The sequence below is a fragment of the Pseudomonas abyssi genome (genome assembly GCF_003444685.1).
GTDB classification, from domain to species: domain Bacteria; phylum Pseudomonadota; class Gammaproteobacteria; order Pseudomonadales; family Pseudomonadaceae; genus Halopseudomonas; species Halopseudomonas abyssi.
This window is the reverse complement of record NZ_LMAZ01000008.1, coordinates 85,955-98,020: the sequence shown is the minus strand read 5'-3', so window position 1 is coordinate 98,020 and position 12,066 is coordinate 85,955. Positions and strand designations below refer to the sequence as shown.

Here is a 12,066-nt window from a genome sequence, read left to right as displayed (position 1 = left end):
TGCAAGCTTGGTCAGTGTCTGCTCGGCGACCACACCGTCAACTGTTTTACGGTTTCCGGGCCGCCAGCAGCTCATGAAAAAACCGCGCGATTAGACACCGCGCGGTTTTTTTCTTGCAGCTTGAAGCTTGTGGCTTGCCGCTGGCTTCGCTCGGCTAACCGAGCGAAGCCTTGAGGCTGATATCGGCATTCAGCAGCTTGGAGATCGGGCAACCCTTCTTCGCCTTGTCGGCGATCTCTTCAAAGGTGCTCTGGTCAATACCGGGGATGGCGGCATTCATGGTCAGCGCCACCGCGGTTACGGCAAAGCCGTCGTCCTGCTTGCTGAGGGTGACCTCGGCCTGCGTGTCGATGCTGTCAGGCGTGTAGCCAGCTTCGCCCAGCAGCATGGAAAAGGCCATCGAGAAGCAGCCGGCATGCGCGGCACCAATCAATTCCTCGGGGTTGGTGCCAGGCTGGTTCTCGAAGCGGGTATTAAACCCGTAGGGGTTGGCCTTGAGGGCGCCACTTTCGGTCGAGATAGTGCCCTTGCCTTCTTTCAGTGAACCTTCCCAGTGAGCGGATGCTGATTTTTTCATCTGCGCCTCCTCGTGTGCGGTTACAGGTTTGTGCTACTCACCTTGCGACCCACACGGCGGGCAGATAATTCCCCTCAATTTTTACGCCGCTAGTCGAGCAACGCCGCATAGCCCTCGCGGTAGCTCGGATACTGCGGCACCCAGCCGGACTCGCGCGCCAGTGCATTGCTGCAGCGCTTGCTGCCCATCCGGGTACTGCCGGGGCCATCGGCCTGGGCGCTGACACCAAGCTGCTGTTGCAGCCAGCCGACCACCTCATGCAAGGGGGCCGGCTCGTCATCCACCCCCAGATAGCAGGGCGCCAGCAACTCACGCTGCTCGGCCTGGGCCAGCAGGTGCGCGAGCAGACCCGCGGCATCATCGCGATGGATACGGTTGGTGTACTGCGGCGGCTCGGGCGGCACGTTCATACCCGCCCTGGCCTGCTCAATCAGCCGATTGCGGCCCGGCCCATAGATGCCTGCCAAGCGCACTACGGACGCCGGATGGCCGCTGCGCAGCGCGACATCTTCTGCCGCCAGCAACGCGCTGCCGGTCTCACTGGCAGCCAGCGCCGGGCTGTTTTCAGTCACCCATTCGCCGTCCTGCTGCGCGTAAACGCCGGAGCTGGAGACCTGCAACAGATGACGCAGCGGGCGCTTGCGCTCGCCCAGCCAGCTCAACGCATGCTGCAACCCCTGAACATAGAGGCGCTGATACAAAGCGGCATCGCGCTTGCCAGCCGCCGGGCAATAAACCAGATAATCGAGCTGCGCTGGCCAGTCTGGCGGGCGCTCCGGCGAGCACAGGTCACCCGCCACCGGCACAATGCCCGCTGGCAAGGCGGCGGTATCGCGGCGCAGGCCATAGACCTGCCAGCCCTCCGCCAGCAGCCGCCGACCCAGCTCGCTTCCCACATCACCGCACCCGGCAATCATCACACTCGGCATGGCACTCGCGCCTCCTCTCGGTTCATTGGCCGTCTACTCTAACAGGCCGACAGGCCAGCGATGCACTGAGATGAGCATGGCGTCACCCTTCGCTCGATCAACGCCGCCAGGCGTGTCGCCATTAGGTCTATCCTGTGGCGCCAGCGATTGTTTTACTCTATTAGACAACGGGCTATGCTAGAGCCTGTTTCCACGCCAATGCAGATTTCCACCGATGACTCTGACCGAACTCCGCTACATCGTCACCCTTGCCCAGGAGCAACATTTCGGCCACGCGGCCGAGCGCTGCCACGTTTCGCAGCCAACCCTCAGCGTCGGGGTGAAGAAGCTGGAAGAAGAGCTCGGCGTGATGATCTTCGAGCGCAGCAAGAGCGCCGTGCGGGTCACCCCGATTGGCGAGCGCATCGTCGCCCAGGCACAAAAGGTGCTGGAGGAAGCCCTGGGCATTCGCGAGCTGGCCAGCGCAGGCAAAAACCAGCTGGCGGCACCGCTGAAGGTCGGCGCCATCTACACCATCGGGCCCTATCTGTTTCCGCATCTGGTGCCGCAACTGCACCGGGTGGCGCCGGAGATGCCGCTGTATATCGAAGAGAACTTTACCCACGTGCTGCGTGACAAGCTGCGCAACGGCGAGCTGGACGCGATCATCATCGCGCTGCCGTTCCAAGAGCCAGACGTACTGACCAAGACGCTCTACGACGAACCCTTCAGCCTGCTGCTGCCGGCCAGCCACCCCTGGGCCAAACGCGACGCCGTGACCCTCGACGAGCTGGATGACAGCAAGCTGCTGCTGCTGGGCGAGGGGCACTGCTTCCGCGACCAGGTGCTCGAAGCCTGCCCGACCCTGCAAAAGGGCGATCAGCAACACCGGCAGACCACGGTCGAATCCAGCTCGCTGGAGACCATCCGCCATATGGTCGCCTCAGGGATCGGCATGACCGTGCTGCCCATGTCCGCCGCGGATGACCGCTACTACAGCTCGGACCTGCTGGTCACCAAGCCCTTCAAGACGCCGGCGCCCTATCGCACCGTGGCCGTTGCCTGGCGTGCCAGCTTCCCGCGGCCCAAGGCCATCGAACTGCTCAGCGACTCAATCCGTCTATGCTCGGTAGGCCAGCCGCCCCAGTGAGCGAATACACCCCGCTGACCGTTCTCAAGGGCATCGGGCCAGCGCTGGCCGACAAGCTCGACCGACTGGGCCTGAGTTCGGTACAGGACCTGCTGTTTCACCTGCCGCTGCGCTATCAGGATCGCACCCGGGTGACCCCCATCGGTGCCCTGCAACCGGGTCTGGACGCCGTGGTGGAAGGCACCGTGCTGGCCGCCGAGGTGGTCATGGGCCGGCGGCGCAGCCTGCTGTGCCGGTTGCAGGACGGCAGCGGCACGCTGAGCCTGCGCTTTTACTACTTTTCCGCTGCGCTCAAGGCGAGCCTGAGCCGCGGCAGCCACTGGCGCTGCTACGGTGAAGTGCGTCCCGGCGCGTCGGGCCTGGAGATCTATCACCCGGAACTGCACAACCTCGATACCGCCCAGGCGTTACCGGTCAGCGACACGCTCACGCCCATCTACCCGGCCACCGAAGGCTTGTCCCAGCAGCGTCTGCGCAGCCTGACCGACGGCGCCCTGGCCTGGCTGGCACAGGGCAATCACCTGACCGAGTGGCTGCCCGCGCCACTGGCCGACGCGTATCGGCTACCGCCGCTGCGAGAGGCCGTACAGCTACTGCACCGCCCACCGCCGGATATCGATCTGGAAGCGCTGCAGGATGGTCGCCATTGGGCCCAGCACCGGCTGGCCTTTGAAGAGCTGATGGCGCACCAGCTGGCCATGCTGCGCCTGCGCGCCCAGATGCGCGCACACAAAGCTCCTGCGATGCGCGCCGCCGGCGAACTGGCCGACGCCTTCATCCGGCAACTGGGCTTTGCCCTGACCGGCGCCCAGCGCCGGGTGGCCGACGAGATCCTGCTGGATCTGGCCCAGCCCCGCCCGATGCTGCGCCTGGTGCAAGGCGATGTCGGCGCCGGCAAGACTGTGGTCGCCGCGCTGGCCGCGCTGCAGGCCATCGAGGCCGGCTGGCAGGTAGCATTGATGGCGCCGACCGAAATCCTTGCCGAGCAGCATTTCAACAACTTCCAGCGCTGGTTCAGTGCGCTGGGCCTGTCGGTGGCCTGGGTCGCCGGCAAGCTCAAGGGCAAAGCACGCGCCAACCAGCTGCAGCTCATTGCCAGTGGTGAAGCCGCCATGATTGTCGGCACCCATGCGCTGTTCCAGGACGACGTGCAGTTTCGCAATCTGGGCCTGGCCATTATCGACGAGCAGCACCGCTTCGGCGTGCAGCAACGGCTGGCGCTGCGCGACAAGGGCGCGACCAATGGCGTCTCACCGCACCAGCTGATCATGACGGCAACCCCCATACCACGCACCCTGGCGATGAGCGCCTACGCCGACCTGGACACGTCGGTGCTCGATGAGTTGCCGCCAGGCCGCACCCCGGTCAATACCGTGCTGATTGCCGACAGTCGCCGCGCCGAGGTCATCGACCGGGTGCGCGCCGGCTGCGCCGAGGGCCGACAGGCCTACTGGGTCTGCACCCTGATCGAGGAGTCCGAGCAGTTGCAGGCGCAGGCCGCCGAAGCCACCTGGGAGTCGCTGTGCGAGGCCCTGCCGGGGCTGTCCATCGGGCTGATCCACGGCCGCATGAAAGCGGCAGAGAAAGCCGAGATCATGGCCGCCTTCAAGGCTGGCGACCTGCACCTGCTGGTCGCCACCACGGTCATCGAGGTCGGCGTCGATGTACCCAATGCCAGTCTAATGATTATCGAGAACCCCGAGCGCCTCGGCCTGGCCCAGCTGCACCAGCTACGTGGCCGGGTGGGCCGTGGCAGCGCCGCCAGCCACTGTGTGTTGCTGTATCACGCACCTCTGTCCGCTTTGGGGCGCGAGCGCCTGGGCATCATGCGCGAGAGCACAGACGGCTTTGTGATTGCCGAGAGGGACCTGGCCCTGCGCGGCCCCGGTGAGGTGCTCGGTACTCGGCAGACCGGCGTGGTGCAATTTCGCGTGGCCGACCTGGTGCGCGACGCCGACCTGCTGCCCGATGTACAGCAGGCCGCCCAGCAACTGGCCCAGCAGTACCCGGACCATGTACAACCGTTACTTGACCGCTGGATAGCCCAAGGCCAGCATTTTGCCCAGGTATGACAGCCGCTATGCTCACGCTGTCAGGCCCAGTTCACATGCAAGACTGCTACGCTGAAACAGGCAGACCGCCGTCAGCGCAAGGAAGAGTTCATGAATAGCCAAACGGCCCCAGAACAGCACGCCGCCACCCTGCCCGATCTGATCGAAAAGCTGTTGCAGCAGCAAGGCATCGCCTACCAGCTCAGGCCGACCAACGACAGCTGGCCAGCCGCCCAGCAGATTCAGGCCAGTCTGTTGTGTGATGCCGTCGGTACGGTACTGACACTGATTCCCAAGAATCACCTGCTGGACCTGAAGGTACTGGGCGCATTGCTCGGGCGCGAACTTGAGCCGGTGCGCGACCAGCAGCTGCAACGCATCCTCAGCAAGCACCAGCTGAACCAGCTGCCCGGTCTGCCGATCCTGTTCAATTCCCCCTGCGTCTGCGAACAAAGCCTGCTGGAGCAGAGCGAAGTCTGTCTGGACAGCGGCCTGACCGGCTGGAGCCTGGTCATCAGCCAGGATGGCGCGCGCACCCTGATGGGCAAGGCCAGCCTGGCGCGCTTTGCCGTCCCCCTGGCCGGCTTGAACGCGGTTTCCAGCGGCATTGAGCAAGACGGGCAGGACCTGAGCGATGCCGTGCAGAACTTCACCGCACTGCGCATGAAACAGCGGCTGGAGGAGACCATCGAGATTCCGCCGCTGCCTGAATCTGCCCAGAAGATCATGAAACTGCGGGTAGATCCCGATGCCGACATCGCCGACCTGGCCGACGTGGTCGAAACCGACCCCAGCCTGGCCGCGCAGGTCGTCAGCTGGGCCGCCTCCCCCTACTACGCCGCCCCCGGCAAGATTCGCTCGGTGGAAGACGCCATCGGCCGCGTGCTGGGCTTTGATCTGGTGATCAATCTGGCCGTCGGCCTGGCCCTGGGCAAGACCTTCCGCCTGCCGGGCGACGCCCCGGAGCGCAGCACGCCTTACTGGGAGCAGGCCATCTACACGGCTGCGGTGATCGAGGGGCTAGCCAAGGCAATGCCGCGCGACCGCCGCCCCGAACTGGGCCTGAACTACCTGGGCGGCCTGCTGCACAACTTCGGCTATCTGGTACTGGCCTATATCTTCCCACCCTACTTCAAGCTGATCTGTCGGCATATCGAAGCCAACCCCCACGTCCCCCCGCACCTGATCGAACAGCACCTGATCGGCGTCAGCCGTGATCAGGTCGGTAGCTGGTTGATGCACTACTGGGACATGCCGGAGGAGATCTGCACCGCCCTGCGCCAGCAGCACAACCCGCTGTATCAGGGTCAGGATCACATCTACGCCAACCTCATCTACCTGAGTCTGGCATTGCTCAGACAGCACGATATTGGCAGCGGCCCGCGCGTGCCGATCCCCGACACACTGCTCGCCCGGCTGGGGCTGGACAGGGCGCAGGCCGATGCGGCGGTAGACAAGGTACTGGATGCGCGCGATGCGCTGCGCTCGCTGGTCAACAAGTACCAGGAGCAGAGATAAACAGGGGCTCGGACGAGCCCCTGTCAGACTGCAGAATCAGTTGACGGCGTCGCGCAGGCTTTTGCCGGGTTTGAAGGAAACGGTATTGCTGGCCTTGATCTTGACCGGCGCGCCAGTCTGGGGGTTTTTGCCGGTACGGGCGCCACGGTGGCGCTGCAGGAAGGTGCCGAACCCAACCAGGGTAACCGAGTCTTTCTCGCTCAGGGCCTTGGTGATTTCGTCCAGCACGGCGTTGAGTACCCGGTTCGCCTGATCCTTGCTCAGGTCGGCCTTATCGGCGATCGCCGCCGCGAGATCTGGTTTACGCATATGAAGCCTCATTGTCTGTTGTTTTTGTTTTGACCGCCGCGTCCTCACAGCGGGCTTGCCAGAGCATCTGCGTCAATGCCACAGGCTCCATCGAAGCCCGGTCAGCATGGCACGACTGAGCCAGATACGCCAGCCGTCTCAGCCCCGAAGCGGCAGCCTATCACGCAATTTCCCGACAAATGGCCCGTCAGGACAACCAGGCCGGCAACTCCCGGGTCAGCAGCGCCTTTTCTGATACCGCCGCGCCAGTCAGAGCAAAGCCCTGCAGCTGCCCTGTCTGATCGATAAAGACCGCGCGCAGGTCCTCCCCTTCGCCGCTGATCTGCCACTCGCCGCTAACACCGGCAAGCGGCGGCGCGACCACCAGCGGACACGCAGGCGTCTTCACCATGATCGGCATCGCCGGATAGCTGACCGCCGTCGGCGTACCCGCCAGCGTCTTGGCCAGCGCACGGGCCGACGTCATCAGCGGCATCACGTACATCAGGTTCAGCCCCGCCACCTCGGCGCAGTCGCCCAGCGCATAAATGTGCGGGTCGCTGCTGCGCAGTTGCGCATCTACCCGCACGCCGCGCCCAACGCTGAGCCCGGCGGCGGCCGCCAGGTCAGTGCGCGGTGCCAGGCCGATGGCAGAGAGGCCCTGATCGGCTTGCACTTCGCTGCCGTCATCAAGCAGCGTCAGCAGAGCATTTTCGCTGGCGGCCAGTTCACGGATGCCACAACCCAGATGGAAGGTCACGCCCAGCGCTTCGAGGCGGCGCTGCAGCGCCGCTGCTACCGGTTCCGGCAACAGCTGGGGCATCACCCAGGGGTCGGTAGCCACGACGGTCACCTCAAAGCCGCCCAGGCTCAGATCGTTGGCGAACTCGCAGCCGATCAACCCGGCGCCGATGATCAGCACCTTCTTGCGTCCGGTCAACGCCGCACGGAAGCGCCCGTAGTCCGCCAGGTCATTGATCGACAGCAGGCGCTCACCCAGTTGCTCGCGCCAGGGCAAGGCCCGAACCTCGGCGCCCAGTGCCAGTACCAGATCGCTGTAGGCTTGCTGCCGATCGCCCAGAGTCAGGATGCGCGCGGCAGGATCAATGGCGCTGACAGACACGCCTGTCAGCACCTCAGCGCCGAGCTGGGCGGCCATCGCGTTGGCGTCCTGCATGGCCAGCTCATCGGCTTCCTTGCCCTTGGCAAAACCGGTCGAGAGCAGCGGCTTGGAATAGAAACGGCCGTCATCGGCACTGACCAGCAGCATCGGGCGCTGGTTATCCAGCTTGCGAAATTCCTTGGCCAGGTTGTAGCCGGCCAGACCGGTTCCGACAATAACCAGCGGGGCGGTGTCTGCCACGGGTAGGGTCTCCTGCAGGGGGTATCAATCAACGCGGTACAATCAGCCGATCTCGATCATCTCGAAATCTTCCTTGCCTACGCCGCAATCGGGGCACATCCAGTCCGCCGGGACATCTTCCCAGCGCGTACCCGGGGCAATACCGTCATCCGGCCAGCCCTCGGCTTCGTCATAGATGTACCCACACACGATACATTGCCACTTCTTCATACTTGCTTCTCACGGTGTTCGGATGTTGTTCTTTGGGGGTCAGCTCAGACAGGACAATAGCGCAGTGCGGCCTGAAAATGGCACCTGTTGGCAACGGCACGCCAGCCTGACGCAAACAGACCCTACCGTAACCGCCCTGCAAGTCCAAGGCCAACCCCCGGCACAGCAACGCCCGAAACAGAGGGCTTTCATGGTACCCTTGCCGACACCCTGACCCTCTGCCCAGACCTTGCGATTACCGAATGTTGCCCGACTGGTACCCTGCCGACCGACACCCCGCGCCGCCGCCCGAGCCGCTGTTCAACTGGCTCTGCCATGAGGGGTCGCTGACCCAGCGGCTGACCGAAGCGGGCAACCGGGACTTTCGCGTCGAGCTGCTGCAGCAAGCCCCCCAGCCGGCGCGCGAAGACGAAGCCCAGGCCCTGGGCCTGGCCGCCGGCGCCCCCGTCTGGACCCGGGAGGTCCTGCTGCACACCGCCGGCGCACCGCGGGTCTACGCCCGCTCGGTGGCGCCGCCCAGCGCCCTTGGCAACGCCGAGGTGGCGCTGGACAACCTGGGCACCACCAGCCTGGGACACCTGCTGTTTCGCAATCCGCAGATCCAGCGCGGCCCCATCGAGATCAGCCGCTACCCGGCGGCCTGGTTACCGGCGACCTGGCGTGCCGAGGGCCTGTGGGCCCGCCGCTCGCACTTCTCCGACGGTGCATTACAGCTGCTGGTGTGTGAAGTATTCTTGCAGGGCTGGCCCGCCGCCGGCACCTGAGCCCCTGCCCCTGACTGGAGAACTGCCTTGCTCGGCCTGCTGATCAAACCCCTGGTACGCCTGCATCCACGGGCCAAGGACTACATCGAGCTGATGCGCCTGGACCGTCCGATCGGCACCTACCTGCTGCTCTGGCCGACACTCTGGGCGCTGTGGCTGGCCGCCGAGGGCGTGCCGAACCTCGACACCCTGATCATCTTCGTGCTCGGCGTCATCCTCATGCGCGCCGCCGGCTGTGTGATCAACGATTATGCCGACCGCGACTTCGACGGTCACGTTGAACGCACCCGCGAGCGACCGCTGGCGACCGGGCGGATCAGCGCTCGTCAGGCGCTGATCGCCTTTGCCGTGCTGGTGGGGTTGAGCGGCCTGCTGGTGCTGCTGACCAATGCCCTGACCATTCAGCTGGCCTTCGTCGGCGTCGGTCTCGCCGCCCTGTACCCCTTCTGCAAACGCTTTACCTTCTACCCCCAGGTGGTGCTCGGTGCAGCCTTCTCCTGGGCCATTCCCATGGCCTTTGCCGCCCAGGCCAACAGCCTGCCGATGCCGCTGTGGCTGCTGTTTATCGCCAACCTGCTGTGGACCGTGGCCTACGATACCGAGTACGCGATGTGCGACCGCGAAGACGACCTGCGCATCGGCATCAAATCCACCGCGATCCTGTTTGGCGACGCCGACCGGCTGATCATCGGCCTGCTGCAGGGGCTGACGCTGGTCTGCCTGCTGCTGGTCGGCGCGCGCTTCGGCCTGGGCCTGTATTACTACCTGGGACTGCTCGGCATGACCCTGGGCTTTGCCTGGCAGCACTGGCTGATGCGCGAGCGCGAGCGCCTTGCCTGCCTGCAGGCGTTTCTGTCCAACCACTGGGCCGGCATGCTGGTCTTTATCGGCCTGGCGCTGGACTATGCGCTGCGCTGATGCCATCAAGCCGTGCTGCAACAGACTTGCCCTCGCGACGTAATACAACTGAAATAAAAGTGTTATCTAATCGGCGCATGACTCATATCTGCAACGAGACGGAAACCCATGTCAGGTAAAAGCATTCTGATCGTCGATGATGAGGCGCCCATCCGCGAAATGATCGCAGTGGCGCTGGAAATGGCCGGCTACACCTGCCTTGAGGCCGAAAACACCCAGCAGGCCCACGCCTGTATCGTCGACCGCAAACCCGATCTGATTCTCCTCGACTGGATGCTGCCGGGCACCACCGGCATCGAGCTGGCCCGTCGACTCAAGCGCGACGAGCTGACCGCGGACATTCCGATCATCATGCTCACCGCCAAGGGCGAGGAAGACAACAAGATCCAGGGCCTGGAAGTCGGCGCCGACGACTACATCACCAAGCCCTTTTCACCACGCGAGCTAGTCGCCCGCCTGAAAGCCGTACTGCGCCGCGCCGGCCCGGTCGACAGCGAAGCACCGATCGAGGTCGCCGGGCTGATGCTGGATCCGGTCAGCCATCGGGTGACCATCGACGAATCCGCTGCCGAGATGGGCCCCACCGAGTATCGTCTGCTGCAGTTCTTCATGACCCACCAGGAACGCGCCTACACCCGCGGACAATTGCTTGATCAGGTCTGGGGTGGCAATGTCTACGTCGAGGAGCGCACCGTCGATGTGCACATCCGTCGCCTGCGCAAGGCACTGGGCAACAAGTACGAGCATCTGGTACAAACCGTCCGCGGAACCGGCTATCGGTTTTCGACCAAGGCCTGAGGCATTGCTCGGAGAAGTGGCGAGGATCTGGTCTGCTGGCGTTTCGCTCACCCGCCTGCTGCTGCCGGTAAAGTCGCCAATCAAAACGACATATCAACAGACCCTAGATGAGCGTATTCAGTGACCAGACATAGTTTCAGCCGGGTTCTCGGTCAATTGCTGGTGCTGGTGCTGGTCTGCCTGCTGGTCGGCTGGATCGTCGGCCAGCCCGCCTGGGTGCTGGTTGTCGGTCTGGGCTGCTACCTGGCCTGGACCCTGCGCCAGATGTCGCGCTTCTACCACTGGTTGAGCAGCCACCCGAATGACCCGCCACCCGAGGCGCGCGGCATCTGGGGCGAGATTTTTGACAGTATCTACCACATGCAGCGCCGCGACGGTCGCATGCGGGCGCGTCTGCAAGCCGTCATCGACCGTATCCAGGCCTCGACCGCCGCCCTGCGCGAAGCGGTGGTCATGGTTGACCGGGACGGTCACCTGGAGTGGTGGAACCATGCTGCCGAGCGGCTGATCGGTCTGCGCAGTCCGGACGACAGCGGCCAGCACGCTGCCAACCTGATCCGCGATCCGCGTTTTATCGAATACTTCGAGCAGGGCGACTTCCGCGAGCCGCTGGAAATCCCCGCGCCGGCGGACATCAACATCCAGCTGCAGTACGCGATTACCCGCTACGGGCCGGGCGACCGCCTGATGGTAGTGCGCGATGTCACTCGGCTGCATAACCTGGAACAGATGCGCAAGGACTTTGTCGCCAACGTCTCCCATGAACTGCGCACGCCGTTGACCGTGGTGGTGGGCTACCTGGAGACCATGCTCGACCTGGACGACGACCTCAACCCACGCTGGAAACGGCCGCTGCAGCAGATGCAGCAGCAGGCCAACCGCATGCAGGCACTGCTCAATGACCTGCTGCTGCTGGCCCGCCTGGAAACCTCGGACAACCCCAGTGAAGACGAACTGGTTGATGTGCGTCCGCTGCTGGAGCACATCCGCAAGGACGCCGAGGCCCTGTCCGGCGAGCGCGGCCACCGCATCACCCTGGAGATCGACGGCAATACACGCCTGTATGCGATCGAAGGAGAACTGCGCAGCGCCTTCTCCAACCTCGCCTTCAACGCGGTGAAGTACACCCCGGATGGCGGTGATATCACCCTGCGCTGGCACAGCGACGCCCAAGGTCAGCACCTGAGCGTGATCGACAACGGCGAAGGCATTGCTCCGCAACACCTGATGCGCCTGACCGAGCGCTTCTACCGGGTGGATACCAGCCGCAACAGTACCACTGGCGGGACCGGGCTGGGCCTGGCCATCGTCAAGCACGTGTTGCTGCGCCACCAGGGCAAACTGGAGATCAAAAGCGATGTCGGCAAGGGCAGCTGCTTCAGCTGCCACTTCCCGCCAGCACGCAGCGCGCCTCGGGACTGATGATGTTGCAGTCATCCGTCTGCCGAGGCCACTTTCGACCAGGCACGGCGGATGCTGAAGCGCAGGGATGCGCTGAACAAACTAGGCTCCCCGCTCCTT

Annotated in this window: 12 protein-coding genes; 7 read left to right on the top strand and 5 right to left on the bottom strand. The window is 64.3% G+C overall.

Features of this window, described 5'->3' with window-relative positions:
* Positions 1-154: 154 nt before the first annotated feature.
* On the bottom strand, positions 155-577 hold the full coding sequence (locus tag ASB58_RS17610) for an OsmC family protein (RefSeq protein WP_096004852.1): 423 nt from the start codon (positions 575-577) through the stop codon (positions 155-157).
* 89 nt (positions 578-666) lie between these two features.
* Positions 667-1,506: an NAD-dependent epimerase/dehydratase family protein gene (locus ASB58_RS17605; protein ID WP_118131782.1), complete on the bottom strand. Its 840-nt coding sequence runs from the start codon at positions 1,504-1,506 to the stop codon at positions 667-669.
* A gap of 214 nt (positions 1,507-1,720) precedes the next feature.
* On the opposite strand from ASB58_RS17605, the gene ASB58_RS17600 reads away from it, so the two are divergent.
* From ASB58_RS17600 to ASB58_RS17590, 3 genes are all read left to right on the top strand, one after another.
* Complete coding sequence (locus ASB58_RS17600) at positions 1,721-2,635, top strand: hydrogen peroxide-inducible genes activator (protein WP_118131781.1); 915 nt, start codon at positions 1,721-1,723, stop codon at positions 2,633-2,635.
* Positions 2,632-4,707, top strand: coding sequence for an ATP-dependent DNA helicase RecG (gene recG, locus ASB58_RS17595; protein ID WP_181977966.1), 2,076 nt, complete (start codon positions 2,632-2,634; stop codon positions 4,705-4,707). The genes ASB58_RS17600 and recG overlap by 4 nt, the downstream gene beginning before the upstream one ends.
* A 90-nt stretch (positions 4,708-4,797) precedes the next feature.
* Positions 4,798-6,204: an aminoacyl-tRNA deacylase and HDOD domain-containing protein gene (locus tag ASB58_RS17590; RefSeq protein ID WP_118131779.1), complete on the top strand. Its 1,407-nt coding sequence runs from the start codon at positions 4,798-4,800 to the stop codon at positions 6,202-6,204.
* Between the two features lie 36 nt (positions 6,205-6,240).
* Here the strand turns inward: ASB58_RS17590 and ASB58_RS17585 are convergent, their stop codons facing one another.
* The 3 genes from ASB58_RS17585 to rubA form a co-directional block, all read right to left on the bottom strand.
* On the bottom strand, positions 6,241-6,513 hold the full coding sequence (locus ASB58_RS17585; protein ID WP_083723913.1) for an HU family DNA-binding protein: 273 nt from the start codon (positions 6,511-6,513) through the stop codon (positions 6,241-6,243).
* A gap of 187 nt (positions 6,514-6,700) precedes the next feature.
* The gene (locus tag ASB58_RS17580) at positions 6,701-7,855 is read right to left on the bottom strand and encodes an NAD(P)/FAD-dependent oxidoreductase (protein WP_235827330.1); all 1,155 of its coding nucleotides are present in this window, start codon (positions 7,853-7,855) and stop codon (positions 6,701-6,703) included.
* A gap of 42 nt (positions 7,856-7,897) precedes the next feature.
* Positions 7,898-8,065, bottom strand: coding sequence for a rubredoxin RubA (gene rubA, locus ASB58_RS17575; protein WP_083723909.1), 168 nt, complete (start codon positions 8,063-8,065; stop codon positions 7,898-7,900).
* A gap of 242 nt (positions 8,066-8,307) precedes the next feature.
* Here rubA and ASB58_RS17570 point away from each other — a divergent pair, with 242 nt between their 5' ends.
* The 4 genes from ASB58_RS17570 (at position 8,308) to phoR (ending at position 11,967) form a co-directional block, all read left to right on the top strand.
* Positions 8,308-8,829 (top strand): chorismate--pyruvate lyase family protein, encoded by a 522-nt coding sequence (locus tag ASB58_RS17570; protein ID WP_096004856.1) that lies wholly within the window; start codon positions 8,308-8,310, stop codon positions 8,827-8,829.
* Positions 8,830-8,856: 27 nt separating this feature from the next.
* Positions 8,857-9,747: a 4-hydroxybenzoate octaprenyltransferase gene (ubiA, locus tag ASB58_RS17565; RefSeq protein WP_118131778.1), complete on the top strand. Its 891-nt coding sequence runs from the start codon at positions 8,857-8,859 to the stop codon at positions 9,745-9,747.
* Positions 9,748-9,855: 108 nt separating this feature from the next.
* Positions 9,856-10,545: a phosphate regulon transcriptional regulator PhoB gene (phoB, locus tag ASB58_RS17560; RefSeq protein WP_083723905.1), complete on the top strand. Its 690-nt coding sequence runs from the start codon at positions 9,856-9,858 to the stop codon at positions 10,543-10,545.
* Positions 10,546-10,665: 120 nt separating this feature from the next.
* On the top strand, positions 10,666-11,967 hold the full coding sequence (phoR, locus tag ASB58_RS17555) for a phosphate regulon sensor histidine kinase PhoR (protein WP_118131777.1): 1,302 nt from the start codon (positions 10,666-10,668) through the stop codon (positions 11,965-11,967).
* Positions 11,968-12,066: the final 99 nt, after the last annotated feature.

What these genes read in the sequence shown, in the direction of transcription:
- ASB58_RS17610 (WP_096004852.1), bottom strand. Translation starts at nt 577, where the DNA reads ATGAAAAAATCAGCATCCGCTCACTGGGAAGGTTCACTGAAAGAAGGC.
- ASB58_RS17605 (WP_118131782.1), bottom strand. Translation starts at nt 1,506, where the DNA reads ATGCCGAGTGTGATGATTGCCGGGTGCGGTGATGTGGGAAGCGAGCTG.
- ASB58_RS17600 (WP_118131781.1), top strand. Translation starts at nt 1,721, where the DNA reads ATGACTCTGACCGAACTCCGCTACATCGTCACCCTTGCCCAGGAGCAA.
- ASB58_RS17590 (WP_118131779.1), top strand. Translation starts at nt 4,798, where the DNA reads ATGAATAGCCAAACGGCCCCAGAACAGCACGCCGCCACCCTGCCCGAT.
- ASB58_RS17585 (WP_083723913.1), bottom strand. Translation starts at nt 6,513, where the DNA reads ATGCGTAAACCAGATCTCGCGGCGGCGATCGCCGATAAGGCCGACCTG.
- rubA (WP_083723909.1), bottom strand. Translation starts at nt 8,065, where the DNA reads ATGAAGAAGTGGCAATGTATCGTGTGTGGGTACATCTATGACGAAGCC.
- ASB58_RS17570 (WP_096004856.1), top strand. Translation starts at nt 8,308, where the DNA reads ATGTTGCCCGACTGGTACCCTGCCGACCGACACCCCGCGCCGCCGCCC.
- phoB (WP_083723905.1), top strand. Translation starts at nt 9,856, where the DNA reads ATGTCAGGTAAAAGCATTCTGATCGTCGATGATGAGGCGCCCATCCGC.